This window comes from Clostridium intestinale (genome assembly GCF_035905475.1).
GTDB classification, from domain to species: Bacteria; Bacillota; Clostridia; order Clostridiales; family Clostridiaceae; genus Clostridium_T; species Clostridium_T intestinale.
On sequence record NZ_CP121166.1, the window covers coordinates 3,691,080 to 3,709,721 of the forward strand.

Genomic DNA, 18,642 nt, shown 5'->3' on the forward strand with positions numbered 1-18,642 from the left:
TACAAATAAAAGCATGAATGGTATAATATAGTAGACACGCGAGGAAAAGTAAATTAAAATTATAATATATATGGTATATAAGATTTGTGAAGATGAGGTTTTGAAAATGGAGGAGAAATTAAAATATAGCGATTTTAATGCATTTGAAAGTATTTTAAATGATTATGAGGCTAAAATTAGTGACTTAAGACAAAAAGATTATTTAAAAGAAGAATTTATACTTAATATTTCTCATGATTTGAGAACTCATCTAAATGTGGTATTAAGTATAATGCAATTATTAAAAAATAAAGAATATTATACAAATAATAATGAAAATAAGTGGAATGAGTATTCTAACTCAATTAAAAAAAGTTGTTATAAGATGTTAAAACTTATAAACAATCTAATTGACGTAACAAAATTAGAAAATAATTACTTCATATGCAATAAAGAAAACCTAGATATAGTAAGTTTTCTTGAAAACATAGTAACTTCAGTGGACAAGTATGCAAAAGATAAAAATATATCATTAATATTTGATACTAATGAGGAAGAATGTATTATAGGGGTAGATCCAGAAGTAATAGATAGAATAGTTATGAATTTATTATCAAATGCAATAAAGTTTTCGCCTAAATCCTCTGAGATACTTATAACATTAGACATAGATAAAAATAGTGTTTGTATATCAGTAAGGGATCAAGGGCCAGGAATTCCTGAACAAGAAAAACAATTAGTATTTAATAGGTTCCATAAGGTTAATAAGCTATTAACTTCTGAATATGAAGGTAGTGGAATAGGTCTTAACTTAGTTAATAATCTAGTTAAAACACATAAAGGATCTATAGATATAATAAATCATAAAGATGGCTGTGAATTTGTCGTAAAATTTCCAAGAGAATATTGTCAAGAATGTCAAACCAGAAAGAAAATATCATCAAACAATAAGGTGGAAGTTTTAGAAATAGAGTTTTCTGATATTTACTAACAGGTAACTATTGACTTTTTAAAAATGATTATGTTAATATAAGTCTTGACGTGTTTTATATCTGCGGTGGTAGCTCAGCTGGATAGAGCATTTGGCTACGGACCAAAGGGCCGGGAGTTCGAATCTTCTCCGCCGCACCAACAAAAGCCTTGCAATAGCAAGGCTTTTGTTTATTTTAAATTATAAATTGTAGACATTTTGTAGACATAGGTTAATTTTAAGGCTATAAATATTGAAAATCGTGGCTACATTTAATCATATAGTAAATTATATCAAAATAATAGAATGTAATAAAGTATTTTAAAAGAGTAGTTGTTCTCTAAACTAGAACAACTACTCTTTTTATTTTATTTAAATGAAAGGAGTTTTTATAATGTCAAAACAATTATATTGTTCAGGGAAAATTGATGGAGGAAAATATGAAATAAATATAGGCGATAAAAAATCTGCTAAACATAGAAAAAGAATTGATATTGTGTCTATAAAGATGATAAGGGAATCTAGTATGCTATACGGAATCAGAAGAATAAATCAGCCTAATGATGCGGTTGGAATAGCAAGAAGATTTCTTGATGATGCAGATAGAGAGCAACTATTAGTATGTAGCATAGATGTGAAGAATCAACCTACTTCTATAGCGGTAGTAAGTATAGGTTCTATAAACTCATCTATAGTACATCCAAGGGAAGTATTTAAAACAGCAATATTAAGTAATGCAGCTAGCATAATAGTATTTCATAATCACCCATCAGGGGATACTACTCCATCAAAAGAAGATATAAATGTTACTAATAGGCTAAAAGAAGCAGGAAAGATATTGGGTATAGAAGTTTTAGATCATATAATAATAGGGAAAAATGGTAATTTTCATAGCATCCGAGAAAGTGGAGTTATTTAGATGAATATATATGGAATAATTAATTTATTTTAGTTTATGATGGGTTATAATGGTCAAATATAATAATTAGACAATTATGAAGATATTAATGTCTATTAACAGATGGTATAATAGAAAATATAACTTTTATAATAGAGTAAAACTCTATATTGAATATATACAGAGTTATTAGAAATAAATTACTCTATGTAAAACACCATTATATTAGTATAGGTGAGATTAAAAATATAGGTAAAAAAGAACGTACGTTTGAAAAAAATACGTTTTTTGTGTATATTAATATATAGTAGTTAAATTGATAGATTTTGATAGGAGGAACATATGATTACAGAAGATAACAAAAAATTAAAAGTTATTGATTTATTTTGTGGTTGTGGTGGATTATCCCATGGTTTTTTAGATGCAGGATTTGATGTAGTTATTGGTGTAGATCATGAGGAAGCTGCATTGAAAACTTATAGATATAATCATAAAAATTCATTTGCACTAAATGCAGATTTATTTAGGGATGAGACAATACTTGAAATAAGAAACAAGTATGTGGAAATAACTGGGGAAGAAAATGTAGATTTAATAATAGGAGGGCCTCCATGTCAAGGATTTTCTTTGACAGGTTCAAGAGATATTAATGACACAAGAAATACTTTATATCTAGCCGTAGTAAAAAGCGTAGATAAATTAAGACCAAAAGCTTTTTTAATTGAAAATGTTCCAGGAATTGCAACATTATATGGAGGCTTAGTAAAGGAACAAATAGTAAATACATTTGAAGATATGGGGTATAGAGTAAGTGTCACACCAAAGCCTTTAGTAGCAGCTGATTATGGTGTGCCTCAAGTAAGAAAAAGAATGTTTTTTGTAGGAATAAGAGAGGATATAGCTAATAGGGTAGGAGCTAAATTTAGTTTTCCTTCACCAACACATGTGCCTATAAATTATATCACTTGTGAGGATGCTCTAAGTGATTTACAAGATAGAGAAGATGAATTAGGTTTAGAGGAGGATATATATATTTCTAAACCTAAGAGTAAGTATCAACAAGTAATGAGAAAGAACAGTTCTAAATTATATAATCATGTTGCAACAAAGCATACTGATATGGTCAAAAAAACTATAGCGTTAGTACCTGATGGAGGAAATTATAAAGACTTGCCTGAAGGAATTGGAGGAAGCAGAAAGTTTAATGAGGCATGGACTAGATATTCAGCAAACAAACCATCAAGAACAATAGATACTGGGCACAGAAATCACTTTCACTATAAATATAATAGAGTACCAACTATAAGAGAAAATGCAAGATTACAATCATTCCCAGATGATTTTATATTTTTAGGAACAAAAACTCAACAAAATAAACAAGTAGGAAATGCTGTGCCGCCTTTGCTATCATACAATATTGCAAAAAAGCTTAAAGAATATCTTAAAATGGGTGATTAGAAAAATGAATAAACTAAATACTATTGAGTTATTTGCAGGTTGTGGTGGATTAGTTGATGGATTTGAAAAAACTAATAGGTATACTACACTTGCATGTGTTGAATGGAATGTAAAGCCATATGAAGTATTGAAAAATAGGCTAAAAAATAAGTACAAATATAATGATACTGAAAAAAGAGTCCTTAGATTTGATATTCAGAGAACAGATGAATTAATAAATGGGTGGAATAATGATCATGAATATGGTGATGGAGTAGGATTATCAAATTTAATTAAAGATAAAAAGGTTGATTTGATAGTTGGGGGACCGCCTTGCCAAGCTTATTCTATGGCAGGAAGAATTCAAGATGAAAATGGAATGCATTATGACTATAGAAATTATCTTTTTGAAAGCTATATTGAAGTTGTTCGGAGATTTAGACCGAAAGTAATTGTATTTGAAAATGTAGAAGGAATATTATCAGCTAATCCCGGTGGAATAAATATTATATCTAGGATAAAGCAATCATTTTCAGAAGTAGGATATTGTATTACTGATGATATAAGAAGAAATGCATTATTAGATTTAAGTGAATTTGGTGTTGCACAAAAAAGAAAAAGAGTAATATTAATAGGACTAAACAAGGACATATTTGGAGAAAATTGCAATGAAATATTAGAAGATTTTTATAATAATAAGTTGCATAAATATAAAACGAAAAAGATAAAAACTGTATATGATGTAATAGGTGATTTACCTAAACTATTACCTAGAGATGTAGAAGTAAAAATAGGAAGAACAAAATACTCACATTTTCCAGAGCAAACTGAATATAGGGATCATTATCCTAGATATCATAATAATAGAGATATTGAAATTTTTAGGGAATTAGCTTTAGATATAGAAAGTGGAACAAATAAGTATAATTCAACTGAAGCAATAAAAAAGTTATATACAGAAAAGACAGGGAAAGAATCTAATATACATAAATATAATGTGTTAAGATGGAATGATAGAAGTAACACAATCCCTGCACATTTGAAAAAGGATGGATTAAGGCATATACATCCTGACCCACAACAAGCTAGGACAATAACAGTTCGTGAAGCTGCTAGACTACAAAGTTTTGACGATGATTTTGAATTCTCAGGAAGTATGTCATCTGATTATGAGATGATAGGGAATGCTGTTCCTCCGGAATTCTCAAAAAGATTAGCGGAGTGTATTTTTCATCTATTTAAAGAGCATGACTTAATATAAAGGTTGTGCTCTTTAAGAATTTTCATTGCTGTTATATAAGGAGTTAATTATAGAAAAAATAAAAAAATGACATATCTCTCCAGAAAAAAGTATTGCATATCAATTTAATTGCTGTTATAATGGGTTTATACCGGTGATAATTATAAAAAGTATTGCAATACTCCAGAGGAGAGGTTTTATGTTAGAGGAAATATATAAAAAATATGGTTTAACTAAAAATCATTTAGCCAATTTATTATCAAAAACTGAAAAAGCAATAGATGATGAATTGATGAATACTAATCAATTATCAAAAGCATTAGTTGAAATTTTAGCAACACCATCTAAGCTTCTTAAACTCTTAAATGACAATAAGGATAATATCCCATTTACGATATATAAAAGAGCAAAATCAAGCCTAGAAACAGAAATAGTCAATCAATTTAGTGAAGTTTTTAAAAATAGAGCTTTTGTAAAACAAGTAAAAAGTAATGAATTAGGGTTTAGGAATGGTATTTCTGGAAGAGCAGGATCTTTTATACTTGTGCCGAAAAATTGTTTGGAGATATTTCCAGAGCTTTCAGAGATTATAGAAAATGATAAGCAAACAATAAGAGTTTCTATAGAACCAGAAAGAGAGACAAGATTAATTGAATTTACTTATCATAACAGCAAAATAACTCAAGGTGATGAAACTGGGCGAGATGAATTTAGACTATATAATAATAATTTTATCAATGGCAGAGTATTATTATCTCCAGAAGATATTATAATTATGATGAAAGATTTAGATGATAATGGTGAATTTTATCATTTATATAGGTTTAGTCAAAACAGCGAAGAGCATGAAAAGTTATTACAACTTATTATAAAATATAAGAATGGAAGAGCCTTTGCGACTATGATTCCAATATCTGAATTCATACTAAATGGATTTTTAATTAATGAAGTATTACAAATAGATGATATAGAGCAAGATAATAGTGAAGAAGATAAAGTGATGCATTATGATGAAATTGATAACTTTGAATTAAGTAAAAGAAGCCTTGAAAAGATGATGTCTCAAGATGTTCAAGAGAATGTCGAAGTTGTATTAAGAAAAATTAAACAGATTAAAAGAAATATGAAGTTTAGAAAATTGATAGTAAGTGCTTATGAAAATAAATGTTCTATAACTGGACTAAATATTTCATATAATGGAGTTTCTAATATACAAGCCTGTCATATTATAGGAAAGTCATATGGTGGAAGTGATAATCCAACTAATGGAATTGCATTAGATATGAATTTGCATTGGGCATTTGACAAAGGAATGTTTACAATAAATGATTCTTACGAGGTAGAAGTACATCCTTTAATGGCAGAAAATGAAATATTAAGAGGATTAAATGGTACAAAAATATTTTTACCTAAAGATGAAAGGTATCATCCAAGTAAGGATGCTCTAGAATATCACAGAACAAAAATATTTGGAGAGTTTTTGAGAAATTAGATATATATAAATATTAATAAATAGCTCATATCAATTGATTTGATATGAGCTATTTATTTAGTATAAAATAGGAGATGTAAAATTATGAATAAGTATAATAAAAGAAATCTAATAATAAATTTTCTACAATGGAATGATAGAAATGGTTGCTATACAGATAAGAATCGTGATTTAGATGGAATTCCTAGAATGACGTATGAGGATGCTGTAAAGTACTTTTTTAGTATAATTAATGATGATTTTTATTATAAAATTGTAGATAATATATTTGAATTAACATATGATGAGGTAATTAATTACGCAAAGGAACAAGATATTTATAAAATAACAATTAAAAAGCTACATAAGCTAATTGGTGAAAATAATCCTTCAGCAAATTTTTATAAAGGGTTTATTATATAAACGAATAAAATAATAGAGCTAAAATAACTATTCTTTATATCGAATTTTTATATAAATTTGATTATATATTATATAAATGTGCGATACCTAGTCGATAGGTAATCTCTCTAGAGAAATTGGAACATAGAAAGGATCATAAAAATATGAGTGATAAATTTAATTCAAAAGTAATCTTAAATATAAAAATAAAAGACCCTGATTTAATATCAGAGTTTAATATTATTGCTATGGAAATGTCATTATCACTAGATGAATTTATTATAAATTCTATTAACAAATTGATTAATGATATAAAATTTATTAGACAGTTAAGAAAATAGACTAATAAGTTATTAATTACTATAGTTCATCAACATGAGAAAACATTATCTTTAAAACATCTAAAGCCATTTGCTTTTCTTTTAAATTTCTACCATCCATAAGTTGAGTAACTTGATTTAAAAATGTATCGTTATTTACATTTACGTATTCCTGTAATAAATAATCTATAGTAACCCCTAGCCTTTTAGAGAGCCTAATTAGTTTATCGATTGTGAGACTACGTTCTCCTCTTTCTATTTGTCCCATATATGAATTTGAAATATCTATACTTTCAGATAATTGTTCTTGAGTTAAATTGAGTTTTAACCTTTCTTCTCTAATTCTTTTCCCTAAAGCTTTGTAATCCATTAAAATCACTCCTTATCTCTTACTTTAAAAGGAAAAGATAAGAAAATTAACATGCTATATGAGTTATATACATTTACTGATAGTATTATTTTTGTTATACTATCTGTATATTTGAAGAATTACTATAAATTTGTAGTAATTCTTTTATCAAAGATTAATATTTAGAAACCAATTATTAAAGGGGGATTTTATAATGAGTAAACTAGTATTATGCAAAACATGTGGCAAGGAGATTGCAAGTTCAGCTAAGCAATGTCCTAATTGTGGAACGAAACAAAAAAGTAAAAAGTTAAAGATAATAGTAGGAACTATACTAGCGTTAGCAGTTGTTTTTATTTTTGCTATGGCTGGAAATAATGATTCTTCTTCTAGACTAAACTCAAATAATAGTAAAAATTCTATTATATTTTGTGAAAGCGTGGATGAAAAATTAAATCCAATAAATGAGGGAAATAAATTTTCTCTTGGGAATGTAACAGCAAGACTTAAAATGTCCAAATCATTTGGAACAGATAAAATTAAAGTAACTGTATATAAGATGAATGGAGCTGCTGAATCTATATATGATTCTGCTAATCAAGAAGTTAATCCTGAATGGACTACAATGGCTATTCCTATAAACTTTACTGATGTAGGAGATTATAAGGTAACAATATCTATTAATGATACAGAAATATTAGGAAGCGGATCAGTAACTATACAATAATAGAGATTTTAGGAGGAATTTATGAATAATAAATTTAATGATAATATTGACTCTAATTACTATGAAAAAAATATAAGTTTAGAATCTCAAGAATTTCAATTCATTAGACATAAAAGTTTAGGAAGATTAGATATTTCTCATATCATATCTGATTTAAAGATAACAGGAGAAGATTTAACGATTGTTCAACAAAAGATAGTCTTATATTTCTTTAAAAAGAATCAAATAAAAACAGTACATAATATAAATGATATAGCATCTGTTAAAGTAAAAAGAATATTTGATATAAGTGATATGATATTCTCTGTAATATTTGCATTACTTGGGTTATCACAACCAGTATTTTTTATTGTAGCAGCAATATTGTTTTGGGTAGGAGTGGGTAAAAAAATTGAAATTAAAAAGAAAAATAATTTTGTTATAACTATACCTACTGGTAGCAGTACTATGTGTTTAGAATTAGTAAAAAGTATAAATAGGATTAATAAGAGCGTAGTAGTTGAAAATATTAAATCTTTATAATCAAAAGTACAAGCTATAAAATAAATACAATTATAGGAGGAATTTTTATATGTTCGTAAGAGTTAAAAATACATTAAGTCTATTGCTGCTGTGTTTTGTTACACTAGGTTTCTTAGGTTGTACTAATACTGAAAAAGAAGAGCAAATAAATAGTAGTGAAACTACTACTGAATCAAATACATCAAGTAATATAGGTATAACTAAAAAAGAATTTAACTTATTAGATTACATTGGAAAATCTTCAAAGGATTTAGAAAATGATTTTGGGAAACCCATAAAAATTGATAATACTGAATTAGGGCAGTTATATATCTATGACAGCATAAATTTTTCAATAGATGATGACAAGGTTATTGTTATAAGTGTAAAAGATGCAGAATCTACTATAAATGTAAATGGTGTAACGTTTGGAATGACTCCAAAAGATATTAAAGCTAAAATTGGAGAGCCAACCAAAGAAACTAATAGTAATGGATTCATTATGGAGTATAGACTTAACAATAACACTATATCACTTCAATACTATTGTGATGACTTTCGTAGTCCAATAAGCCTAATTACAGTTACAGATTTAACTTTTGGTAAAGAAAAACCTATGGAGGTTACAAAAGAACAAGTTAACCAATTAATGAACGGCACGTGGATACTTGAAAAAAATATTTATGAAGAGAATCTCTCTTTTTATAAACACATTTTTTCAAATGGGATTATGGATATCCAGCTCTCAGAGCACTTACAAAAAAAGTACGAAGTTACAAGCTACAATGCATTAATCATACGTGGGGAAACTCTAAATGGATTTGGGAGTACAGAATATCTTGAAGCAGAGTTCTTTATTGAATTCTTTGATAATGGAGATAAGATGGTAATATATCACTTAGATGAAGTAGGAGATAAAGATTCTGAAGATATGTATGTTAGGTATAATTGAAAAATATTAAATATACAAAATTGAGAAATAGTCATTTAAATATTTGGTACAGATTGTATTTGGAAGAATTTTGAAAAATATATAAGAATATTATTGCTTGGAACTGGATTAAAAAAGCAGTGACAGTTAAGTCACTGCTTTAAACTTGTTAAAATTAATATAAAATAGGAAAATATTATTTAAAATTGTAAAATGTTATATTAATTATTTAAAGGGTATTTGTGATTAAAAAATAAAATATTTACTACAATATAGTAATAATTAAAGGTATAAGTTTTACTTTAAAATGCCTATATACTAACTGATTGTATCTTATAAACTATTATTTTTAAAAATCTTATAATTTGAATATAGCCTATTGAAAGGAAAGTTATCATAATAGATATAATTATTATATCTATTTGCTAAAACCTGATTTTTTAGAGAGTCTTCACCATTTAGAATATCCATATAATCAAGGATATTCTCCTCATCAAGAGTAGGAGAGTGATAATAATTGTAATTATAAATCAATTCAGTTACATTTATTTGAAATGCCTCACTGCCTATATTTCTAAATATATCTCTATCTTCATCATTAATCATAATAGTATTTAAGTTATAGTAATCAAAATTATTTTTTATATAATCTTCTAAAAGGTCTTTTATAAAATTTACAACTTCTTCTTCAGTAGAATATATATCTTTAAAATGTGTATATAAAAGATAGTAATATGTCTTTGATATAAGAGGAAGGATATAATTACTTAAATATAAAAATTTGTTTTTTAATCTATCAGCCCAATAAATATCTTTTTCATCGACTTTTTCATATGCAGTGGAAATAATATCAATGTAATTATATCTTGAAAAGATCATAGGTATAGATAAAAGTTGTGTTGATAACATCAGTCTTATTGAAGCATTTATTTGAGAGTTAATGTAAGGGAATCTCTCTGGATTATTAATATCAAGATATTTTTCTTGTAATAGATTTAAAATAATTTTATCTAGTTCTTCATCATCTTTATAGGGGATAGTTTTAGAAACATAAATATTTGAACTTTTATATATTTTTTCTTTTGTTAGTCTTATTATCTTAGATTTCATTAAGGCTTCTTTATCAGGTTTAAAAGGCGAATTAATGAACTTATATTTTCCTTTTAAAAATTTATATATTTTATCTATTTTTAGTTTGATTATCTTAGAGTGTTTTAGTAATTTAATTATTTTATAGCATTCAATATATTTAATTCTATATTCTAGTTCACTTTCAAATTTATTTTGAATATATTCGGATAAATTTTTTAAAAAAGAAATATTAAATATTCTTTCTATATAATATGCATTTATAGTTTTACTAAGACGGCTATGGGATAAATCAACAACATTCTTTAACTCTCCATAAAATTTTTCTAACTTGGAAAAATTCATTCCTAAAATGTTTTTTTTGTTATAAGGGCAAGAGTTCCAACTATTTATTACTGTATAGAATAACTTAGGGTCTGCATATATGGCGTATTGATTAATTCTTTTTCTTTGAGTAAAAGTACTATACTCATCAAAACTATCTTTATAGAAATAAGAATAGAAATCAGAATCACCAACCCAGTCATTATAATCAGGAGAAAAAATTGATTTTATAGATTTTACCCATTTCTTATCAAAATTGTAATATTTATAGTCAAAATCAGTATCATCATCAGTATAGTCATAATTTTTGCTGAAGCATTGCCTTAGTGATAGAGGCTTTTTATTTTTATTAAGAATAGATATGTAAACATTAAAAATTATATGAAATTTAATATCTTTTAAAAGTTCAGACTTATCTATTTCTATATTCAAAAGATCAGTATCTATAAACTTATTGCATACAAATTCTGTTTCGTCCCAAATTAATCCTAATAAATTAGAATTATTATCAGTATATCGTTCTTTTTTTAAATTTTTAAGTTGTTTTAGAATATCGGATGGTAAATCATTAATTATTGTTTCATTAAAGTTATTAATCATACCATGTAAAATCATAATATCACCTCAAACTAATAATTATATCATAATTAAAATATAAAAGTATATATAGTAAAAAAAACTTTAAATTTATTATTCTAACTTTTTCCAATAAGTAATGTTAAACTTATCTCACTAAAAAAATCATTAATTAATTTTAGGAGGTAATTTTATGCAAGAAGAGTTTAAAGTTAGAATTATTGGAAGAGAATCAAAAGAATCGGATAATTATGTTACAGAAACATTAAGTAAGGAGAATAATATTACAGATAATAAAAAAAAATTAGATATTGTGAGTTCTGGTAAGAAATCACCCATAAGTTTTGGTAAGAAATCACCCATAAGTTTTGGTAAGAAATCACCCATAAGTTTTGGTAAGAAGGGAGAAAAGCAAACAATCATTAGCATTGAAGATGAACAAAGAGACAGTCATTACAATAGAGAGAATAATGCGTTTACAGACTTAAGAGAGAGAGAAATATCAGTAACTAATGCAGAGCATGATAGGATTACTAAAATCAATGCAAATGTTAAAGAAGAACAAAAAAATCAAAATTTAATATATGCTTTTAGCGAAAATGATGAGATTAAATTTATAAAAGGATATAATGGACACTTATATATAAGAGGAGGAGATAGGGAATTTGAATTATGTAATTTCATAATACTACCAGTAAAAATCATTATTAGAGATAACGGAGTAGACTTGAAAACTGTATATAAAATGAAATGCATATTGGAAAATGGAGATGAAGAAAAAGAGATATACATTTCTAATTCTGATTTGAATGATTTTAAGTGGATAGGAATGAAGTTAGGGGTTAAATACTATATTTCGGCTCAAAATGATTCATACGCTTTACTTAAGATTTACATTTCTAAATCTTTCAAAGATACATTACAAGAATATAAGTACGATATGATAGGTTGGAGATTTGTAAAAGGTAAATATGTTTATCTACATGGGGGTGGAGCTATTGGGATGAATAATTCAAATATAAAAGGTGAGATTAATAAAATTATAGAGATAAATAATTCACTAAATCCATATGATGCCTTAAAGAATTCATTGACACTAATAGATATGAGTAGAAACAAAGGCAAAACAGTTCCTTTATTTTTATATGCACACTTAAGTGTTTTAACGCAATTATTTATTTCGTGCAATGCTAGACCTCAATTCACATTGTGGATATATGGAGTTAGTGGTTCAATGAAGACTTCAATAAGCAAGGTGTTTTTCAATTTATTTAATAGATCTAGTAATAAAGAAATATCAAGTACATTTAAAGATACTCAATCAGTCGTAGAAATTAAAGCCTTTGAAGCTAAAGATTCTGTACTATTAGTGGATGATTATCATCCTACAACATCATCTACTGAAAAGAAAAGTATGGAGGGATTAGCATCTCATATTCTTAGAATGTATGGTGATGGTATAACGAAGGGCAGAGCTACTAAAAATATGGAAAAGCAGAGAGAGTATCCCCCAAGAGGTATATGTGTGATAACTGGAGAAGATGTGTTGGGGGGAGAATCTACTGTTGCAAGATATGTTGGTATAGAAGTTACAAGAGAAGATTATGATACAAATATACTAAGATATCATCAAGATAATCCATTAATATTCTCAACACATATGTACCATTTTATTAATTGGGTTAGTTGTAATTATCAGCATATTAAGAGCCAGATAGATAGTAAATTTGCTCAACATAGAAATGATGGAGTTGATTTCTTTAGACATAAAAGATTTGGTGAATGTTTAGCTATCTTTAATTTGATTAGTGATATATTTCTGAAATATTGTTGTAGTATAGGATATTTGGATAGTTATAGCGCAGGATTAATAGCAAATGATTGGAATGATGTAATAATAGATACTATAAAATTACATGAAGATAATAGCACAAATCAAGATCCTGCAATAATGTATCTTATAGCTATTGATGAGTTAATACGTAGTAATAGATGTATTCTTCTAGAAGTAGGACAAACATCATCAACAAGAGCTAATATAATAGGCTATAGAGATGATAGTTACTACTATTTAATTCCTGAAACATCGTATAATAATGTAAAAAGTTTCTGGAAAAATCAAGGTGTTGAATTTCCTATTGGAAAAGAATCCACACATAAAGCTTTAGATAAATTAAATGTCATTGAGACTGTTATGGAGTCAGGAAAAGTAAGAAGGACTGTTAAATGTACACTAGATGGGAATAGAACAAGATACTTGAAAATAGACAGAAATATAGTGAGTATACTATTAAATAAATAGCTATTAATATTTAGTGGGACAATGGGACATATACCTAAAGTCAACACAAATAAAGGCTTTAGAAGAAAAAGAGTGAATATTTAATGGGACAATAATTGGGGCGTGCAATAGAAATTATTCATGTGTCACATGAGAGGTAAAATAACAAAGTAACTTTGTAAAAAGGTTTAGAAATAATTATATATTATATTATTGAGGAGGAAAAGGCATGAATGAAATTAAAACTACTTTAACTGTCGAGGATATTGGTAGGATTTTAAATATAGGAAGAAATAAGGCATATTCATTAGTAAAGGAAGAGGGTTTTCCAAAGATAAGAATTGGAAAACAGTTTAGAATTCCTTATGATGCTTTTAATCATTGGATAGAAAATAAGGTTTCAAATAATAGTTAACAGTGCTAGTTTTTTATATAAGATAGGGGGAGTAACTAATGGCAAGTATACAAAAGAGAGGAAAGAAATACAGAGTAACTTTAGAATACGGAAAAGATTCAAATGGAAAAAGAATAAGAAAATATGTAACAGCTAATAGCAAAGATGAAGCTGAAAAAATAATAAATGAGTTTGAATACAATAAGAATAAGAATTTATTAGTGAATCCAGAAGACATAAGTATGGAGGAGTATTTAGAAATTTGGCTCTCTAACTATGTAAAATATAGCTGTGAGATTACTACGATGAGTGGATATATTAATATAATAAAGAACCATATAAATCCGCATCTAGGGAATATTAAATTACAAAAGTTACAGCCTATTCAAATACAACAGTATTACGTGTATATTATGGATAAGAAAGGGCTATCGCCTAATACAGTTATAAAACATCATGCTCTTATTAGAAAGAGTTTAGATTATGCTTTAAAGCAACAATTAGTATATAGAAATGTTGCTGATGCAGTAAGTTTACCTAAAAAAATAAAATATGAAGCAAAAGTATATAATAAGGATCAACTAAAAAAACTCCTAGAGCTATTAGAAGGAGAAAAAATAGAATTGCCAGTTAACTTAGCTGCTTATTTAGGATTAAGGAGAGAAGAGATTTTAGGATTGAAATGGAGTAAGATAAACCTAGATGAGAAATTAATGTATATTCATGAGGTTAGAGTAAGGGCAGGAAAGAATGTGGTTACTAAAAAACCTAAAACAGATAAAAGTATGAGAACACTTCATATTCCAGAAAGAGTGTACAACATATTGTTAAAAGAGAAAAATAAACAAAACTATTTTAAATCAATATTAGGTAAAGATTACTATGACAATGATTATGTTTATTGTCATGAAGATGGAAAAGAGTTTAGAGTAAATACAATAACAGATAACTTTAGAAAGTTTTTAGATAAAAATAATTTACCTAAAATTAGATTACATGATTTAAGACATACATTTGCAAGTATATTATATGATGAGGGAGTAGATTTAAAATCAATTTCTGAGGTTTTAGGTCATTCAGATTTAGCAACTACTAATAAGATATATACTCATAGATTTGATAAGACTCACTCTAAGACAATTGATGTGATGAATAGAGTACTAAGTATTAACAAGATTTAATCTAAGGTAGAATAAATAAAAATATGAAAAGAAGATAGAGCTATTAGTAATTTACTAATAGCTCTATTTAAAATTAGAGGTTATTATCTTCCTAAAAACAATTATTTATTAAATATGTAACTTTAAAATTTAATAAATAGCTTCAACATCCCAAATTTGACCTGAAGATGGTGCTCCTAGACCAACAACTCGTGCACGTCCAGTAGTCTGAGCATTTTCTAATTGATTAATTGCAGGCAGGTAAGTTATTGCAGCTCCAAACATAAGTGCAGCAGCATTAGCAGCACCAACAAATGGGATGAAGCCGATTAGAGCAGCGCCTGCTCCTTGAGCAGCAAGTTCAGCTGTAAGATTATTCTTCAGCATAGCACAACCATCTTTATTTACTATAGTGTTATATCCCCACCAATACCATGTGTAATTTGAACAATATGAGTAATTGGATAAAATACTTCCATTAGAAGTTGCAGAAGCTCTTGCAAAAGATTTTTGAATTCCATTATTTAATGTTCTTGAACTATTATCTTCAATTACTTTTACATCTACTTGTCCATTAGCATTTTTGACTTCAAACTTTATTGTGTTAGAAAGTATTAGAGTGTTTATCTCTGCCATTTTTGATTTTAAAAAATCAACTGCTTCGGCATCTATAACATCATAAGCTTCATCAAGAATATAAAAAGTACCGTTTTCATTTTGTTTTAAATAGTTTTGTTCAATTATATCGATTGCATTTTTGCCTACTGTATCATTTTGAGTGTACTCAGTAGGTGTATTTGTTGTTATAGGATATACCTCAGCCGCATGTACTACTTTAGGTTGAATAATTGAGGATACTCCCGCAACCAATACACAATTTAATGTTAATACACATAGTATTTTTTTGAAATTCATTCAAATTCCCCCTTATTTGTGTTAAAATTATAATAAAATAATAAATTAAAGAAAGGATTGTATTATGAAAATTGCAATATATATACTTTTTATACTTTTTAATATTGAATATACTAAAATATTAATTAAAATCAATTTAAATAAGTTTCCAGTGAGATATTTTTGTTTTTCAGAAATAAAAGAAACTATATCATATAAGAGTTTAAAATATATAAATTTATACTGTGTAATTAGTATTTTTATTAATTTCTTAACCATATATTTGATAAGTAAAGATTCATATTTCTTTTTAACTACTATTTTATTTCATTTATTATTAGTACATCAGACACAAAAAATATTGTAATTAATAATACCTTTTTCTTCAATTTAAAATAATATTTTACAATAATACTATTTATATGATTCTACAAGGAATATTTTAACACGGATATTGTTGGAAAACAATACAATATATTACTTTATAAGAATTAAATATACAAATATAAATAGGTTTATAAAATAATTGAAATAATGTTGAATAAGGAAAATAATTATATTAATCATTATTTAAGTAAAATTAATATAAAAAATTATTACGCAGTAAAAAATGTTATTATGTAGACCATAGTAGACAAATAATAAAAAAATTGAATTACCGTATAAAATAGATTGTAATTCGAAAATCTAGGGATTATTGATTTTTAAAGGATTAGATAATATTCAAGAGTATAGAGTAAAAATAGCTAAAACCATAGGGGCAAGAGTTCGAATCTTCTCCGCCGCACCAATAAAAGCCTTGCAATAGCAAGGCTTTTATTTTTTATATTTTTAAAGTAAAATTCTTGAATCAATTGATGTATAATATCATTAAAGCAGTAGGAGATTTAGGAAAGAGAAGGTAAGAACTATGGATGTTAAAAAAAGAATAGAAAAATTAAGAAATTTAATGAAAGAAAATAAAATAGATGCATATATAATTCCTAGTTTTGATGCACATCAAAGCGAATATGTAGCAGACCATTGGAAAAGTAGACAGTGGATATCGGGTTTTACAGGTTCTGCTGGTACTGTTGTTATTACTTTAGATGATGCTGGATTATGGACAGATGGGAGATATTATATTCAAGCAGAAAAGCAACTTGAAGGTTCAGGTATAAGACTGTTTAAGATGGTAGATTTAGGGGTTCCTTCATACACAGAGTGGTTAAGAAGTACTCTTAAAGAAGGTAGTACAGTTGGATTTGATGGAAGTGTTTTTTCAGTAGATTTATTTAAAGGAATGGAGAAAGCATTTAAATCTAAAAACATAAATATAAAAATAGAAAAAGATTTAATTGATGAAATATGGGAAGATAGACCAGAAATACCTAAGGAATTAGTTTTTTTACATGGAATAAAATATGCTGGGAAATCAAGAGTAGAAAAATTAAGTAAAGTAAGAGCTAACATGAGTACTAAGGGGGCAAATTGTTATTTATTAACCTCTTTAGATGATATAGCATGGCTACTTAATATTAGAGGAAATGATGTTCCCAATAATCCTGTTGTAATTTCCAATGTATTAGTGGGTGAGGATAAGTGCTATTTGTTTGTTGATGGGTCAAAAGTTACTAATGATATAAGATTAGAGTTAGAGAATGATGGAATAGAAATTAAAGGATATAATGAGATACATCAAATTTTAAATCAGCTATCTATTGATGATTCAGTTATTTTTGATGCAAATAAAACAAGTATTAGTATGTATAATTCTATTAACACTGATACAACTAAACTTGATGAACCTAATATAACTACAGCTTTAAAAGCTATTAAAAATGAAGTTGAAATAGAAAATCTAAGAAACTGCCAAGTAAGTGATGGATTAGCTATGGTTAAGTTTATAAAATGGCTTAAAGAATCTGTTACTAAGGAAAAGATCACTGAAATATCAGCACAAGAAATGCTAGAGTCTTTTAGAAGACAACAAGATTTATTTGTTGAACCTAGCTTTGATACAATAGCAGGATATAAAGATCATGCTGCTATGATGCATTATAAGGCAACTAAAGAAACTCAATATACCCTTAAAGATGAAGGGTTTTTCTTAGTAGATTCAGGTGGACAATATTTTAATGGAACAACAGATACTACAAGAACTATAACATTAGGAAAGCTTAGTGAAGAAGAAAAAAGAGACTTCACTTTAGTATTAAAGGGGCATATTGCATTAAGTTCAGTTAAGTTCTTGGAGGGAGCAACAGGATCTAGTTTAGATGTACTGGCTAGACAACCTATTTGGGAATATGGATTAGATTATAAATGTGGAACTGGTCATGGAGTAGGATTTTTCTTAAATGTCCATGAAGGACCTCAAGGTTTTAGAAAAGAACCTAATAGCGTTAAGTTAGAAAAAGGAATGGTTATTACTAATGAGCCTGGAATATACAAAGAAGGAAAACACGGTGTTAGAACTGAAAATATAATGCTTGTAGTAGAAGAAGAAAAAACAGAATTTGGGCAATTTATGAGCTTTGAGGCTATTACTTACTGTCCTATAGACTTAGATGGAATAGATAAAGATATGCTTACATATAAGGAAAAGCAATGGTTAAATGACTATCATAAAATGGTATATAAAAGATTATCTCCTTATTTAGATGATGAGCATAAATCTTGGTTAAAAAAAGAAACTAGAGAAATATAAGAGAGTTATA

The 18,642-nt window shown here is 27.0% G+C and carries 17 protein-coding genes and 1 tRNA gene; 15 read left to right on the plus strand and 3 right to left on the minus strand.

Translation table 11 applies throughout. The annotated features are described in order from the left end of the window. Positions 1 to 106 precede the first annotated feature (106 nt). The 8 genes from P8F83_RS18865 (at position 107) to P8F83_RS18900 (ending at position 6,738) form a co-directional block, all read left to right on the plus strand. Positions 107 to 970 carry a sensor histidine kinase gene (locus P8F83_RS18865; RefSeq protein WP_286905647.1) on the plus strand — a complete coding sequence of 288 codons (864 nt, stop codon included), beginning with the start codon at positions 107 to 109 and terminating at the stop codon, positions 968 to 970. Between the two features lie 63 nt (positions 971 to 1,033). Continuing rightward, positions 1,034 to 1,110, plus strand: a tRNA-Arg gene (locus P8F83_RS18870). 233 nt (positions 1,111 to 1,343) lie between these two features. Further along, complete coding sequence (locus P8F83_RS18875) at positions 1,344 to 1,868, plus strand: JAB domain-containing protein (protein ID WP_337250844.1); 525 nt, start codon at positions 1,344 to 1,346, stop codon at positions 1,866 to 1,868. A gap of 321 nt (positions 1,869 to 2,189) precedes the next feature. After that, positions 2,190 to 3,305, plus strand: coding sequence for a DNA cytosine methyltransferase (locus P8F83_RS18880; RefSeq protein WP_326512254.1), 1,116 nt, complete (start codon positions 2,190 to 2,192; stop codon positions 3,303 to 3,305). Positions 3,306 to 3,309: 4 nt separating this feature from the next. Next, on the plus strand, positions 3,310 to 4,545 hold the full coding sequence (locus P8F83_RS18885) for a DNA cytosine methyltransferase (RefSeq protein WP_326512255.1): 1,236 nt from the start codon (positions 3,310 to 3,312) through the stop codon (positions 4,543 to 4,545). Between the two features lie 178 nt (positions 4,546 to 4,723). Beyond that, a complete protein-coding gene (locus P8F83_RS18890; protein WP_326512256.1) occupies positions 4,724 to 6,016 on the plus strand; it encodes an HNH endonuclease in 1,293 nt (430 codons plus the stop codon). An 84-nt stretch (positions 6,017 to 6,100) separates the two neighbouring features. Next, positions 6,101 to 6,418, plus strand: a complete 318-nt coding sequence (locus P8F83_RS18895; RefSeq protein WP_326512257.1) for a hypothetical protein — start codon at positions 6,101 to 6,103, stop codon at positions 6,416 to 6,418. 143 nt (positions 6,419 to 6,561) lie between these two features. Further along, entirely contained in the window at positions 6,562 to 6,738 is a 177-nt protein-coding gene (locus P8F83_RS18900) for a hypothetical protein (RefSeq protein WP_326512258.1), read from the plus strand. A gap of 19 nt (positions 6,739 to 6,757) precedes the next feature. Here P8F83_RS18900 and P8F83_RS18905 read toward each other — a convergent pair whose 3' ends face one another. Beyond that, entirely contained in the window at positions 6,758 to 7,087 is a 330-nt protein-coding gene (locus P8F83_RS18905; RefSeq protein ID WP_326512259.1) for a helix-turn-helix domain-containing protein, read from the minus strand. A gap of 193 nt (positions 7,088 to 7,280) precedes the next feature. Between P8F83_RS18905 and P8F83_RS18910 the strand changes: the two genes are divergently transcribed. The 3 genes from P8F83_RS18910 to P8F83_RS18920 are packed head-to-tail and all read left to right on the plus strand — an operon-like array spanning position 7,281 to position 9,246. Then, positions 7,281 to 7,793 carry a zinc ribbon domain-containing protein gene (locus P8F83_RS18910; protein ID WP_326512260.1) on the plus strand — a complete coding sequence of 171 codons (513 nt, stop codon included), beginning with the start codon at positions 7,281 to 7,283 and terminating at the stop codon, positions 7,791 to 7,793. Positions 7,794 to 7,814: 21 nt separating this feature from the next. Continuing rightward, a complete protein-coding gene (locus P8F83_RS18915; RefSeq protein ID WP_326512261.1) occupies positions 7,815 to 8,315 on the plus strand; it encodes a hypothetical protein in 501 nt (166 codons plus the stop codon). A 49-nt stretch (positions 8,316 to 8,364) separates the two neighbouring features. After that, complete coding sequence (locus P8F83_RS18920; protein ID WP_326512262.1) at positions 8,365 to 9,246, plus strand: hypothetical protein; 882 nt, start codon at positions 8,365 to 8,367, stop codon at positions 9,244 to 9,246. A 312-nt stretch (positions 9,247 to 9,558) separates the two neighbouring features. On the opposite strand, the gene P8F83_RS18925 is transcribed toward P8F83_RS18920, so the two are convergent. After that, positions 9,559 to 11,253, minus strand: a complete 1,695-nt coding sequence (locus tag P8F83_RS18925; protein WP_326512263.1) for a hypothetical protein — start codon at positions 11,251 to 11,253, stop codon at positions 9,559 to 9,561. Positions 11,254 to 11,407: 154 nt separating this feature from the next. Here P8F83_RS18925 and P8F83_RS18930 point away from each other — a divergent pair, with 154 nt between their 5' ends. From P8F83_RS18930 to P8F83_RS18940, 3 genes are all read left to right on the plus strand, one after another. Beyond that, a complete protein-coding gene (locus P8F83_RS18930; protein WP_326512264.1) occupies positions 11,408 to 13,516 on the plus strand; it encodes a hypothetical protein in 2,109 nt (702 codons plus the stop codon). Positions 13,517 to 13,724: 208 nt separating this feature from the next. Then, positions 13,725 to 13,910 (plus strand): helix-turn-helix domain-containing protein, encoded by a 186-nt coding sequence (locus tag P8F83_RS18935; RefSeq protein WP_326512265.1) that lies wholly within the window; start codon positions 13,725 to 13,727, stop codon positions 13,908 to 13,910. Positions 13,911 to 13,948: 38 nt separating this feature from the next. Beyond that, positions 13,949 to 15,070: a site-specific integrase gene (locus P8F83_RS18940; protein WP_326512266.1), complete on the plus strand. Its 1,122-nt coding sequence runs from the start codon at positions 13,949 to 13,951 to the stop codon at positions 15,068 to 15,070. 129 nt (positions 15,071 to 15,199) lie between these two features. On the opposite strand, the gene P8F83_RS18945 is transcribed toward P8F83_RS18940, so the two are convergent. Then, the gene (locus tag P8F83_RS18945; protein WP_326512267.1) at positions 15,200 to 15,964 is read right to left on the minus strand and encodes a hypothetical protein; all 765 of its coding nucleotides are present in this window, start codon (positions 15,962 to 15,964) and stop codon (positions 15,200 to 15,202) included. Between the two features lie 889 nt (positions 15,965 to 16,853). Here P8F83_RS18945 and P8F83_RS18950 point away from each other — a divergent pair. Then, complete coding sequence (locus tag P8F83_RS18950) at positions 16,854 to 18,632, plus strand: aminopeptidase P family protein (RefSeq protein ID WP_326512268.1); 1,779 nt, start codon at positions 16,854 to 16,856, stop codon at positions 18,630 to 18,632. Positions 18,633 to 18,642: the final 10 nt, after the last annotated feature.

Bases quoted from the DNA above. Each gene is read 5' to 3' on its own strand.
- P8F83_RS18865 (WP_286905647.1), top strand. From the start codon at position 107: ATGGAGGAGAAATTAAAATATAGCGATTTTAATGCATTTGAAAGTATT.
- P8F83_RS18875 (WP_337250844.1), top strand. From the start codon at position 1,344: ATGTCAAAACAATTATATTGTTCAGGGAAAATTGATGGAGGAAAATAT.
- P8F83_RS18880 (WP_326512254.1), top strand. From the start codon at position 2,190: ATGATTACAGAAGATAACAAAAAATTAAAAGTTATTGATTTATTTTGT.
- P8F83_RS18885 (WP_326512255.1), top strand. From the start codon at position 3,310: ATGAATAAACTAAATACTATTGAGTTATTTGCAGGTTGTGGTGGATTA.
- P8F83_RS18890 (WP_326512256.1), top strand. From the start codon at position 4,724: ATGTTAGAGGAAATATATAAAAAATATGGTTTAACTAAAAATCATTTA.
- P8F83_RS18895 (WP_326512257.1), top strand. From the start codon at position 6,101: ATGAATAAGTATAATAAAAGAAATCTAATAATAAATTTTCTACAATGG.
- P8F83_RS18900 (WP_326512258.1), top strand. From the start codon at position 6,562: ATGAGTGATAAATTTAATTCAAAAGTAATCTTAAATATAAAAATAAAA.
- P8F83_RS18905 (WP_326512259.1), bottom strand. From the start codon at position 7,087: ATGGATTACAAAGCTTTAGGGAAAAGAATTAGAGAAGAAAGGTTAAAA.
- P8F83_RS18910 (WP_326512260.1), top strand. From the start codon at position 7,281: ATGAGTAAACTAGTATTATGCAAAACATGTGGCAAGGAGATTGCAAGT.
- P8F83_RS18915 (WP_326512261.1), top strand. From the start codon at position 7,815: ATGAATAATAAATTTAATGATAATATTGACTCTAATTACTATGAAAAA.
- P8F83_RS18920 (WP_326512262.1), top strand. From the start codon at position 8,365: ATGTTCGTAAGAGTTAAAAATACATTAAGTCTATTGCTGCTGTGTTTT.
- P8F83_RS18925 (WP_326512263.1), bottom strand. From the start codon at position 11,253: ATGATTTTACATGGTATGATTAATAACTTTAATGAAACAATAATTAAT.
- P8F83_RS18930 (WP_326512264.1), top strand. From the start codon at position 11,408: ATGCAAGAAGAGTTTAAAGTTAGAATTATTGGAAGAGAATCAAAAGAA.
- P8F83_RS18935 (WP_326512265.1), top strand. From the start codon at position 13,725: ATGAATGAAATTAAAACTACTTTAACTGTCGAGGATATTGGTAGGATT.
- P8F83_RS18940 (WP_326512266.1), top strand. From the start codon at position 13,949: ATGGCAAGTATACAAAAGAGAGGAAAGAAATACAGAGTAACTTTAGAA.
- P8F83_RS18945 (WP_326512267.1), bottom strand. From the start codon at position 15,964: ATGAATTTCAAAAAAATACTATGTGTATTAACATTAAATTGTGTATTG.
- P8F83_RS18950 (WP_326512268.1), top strand. From the start codon at position 16,854: ATGGATGTTAAAAAAAGAATAGAAAAATTAAGAAATTTAATGAAAGAA.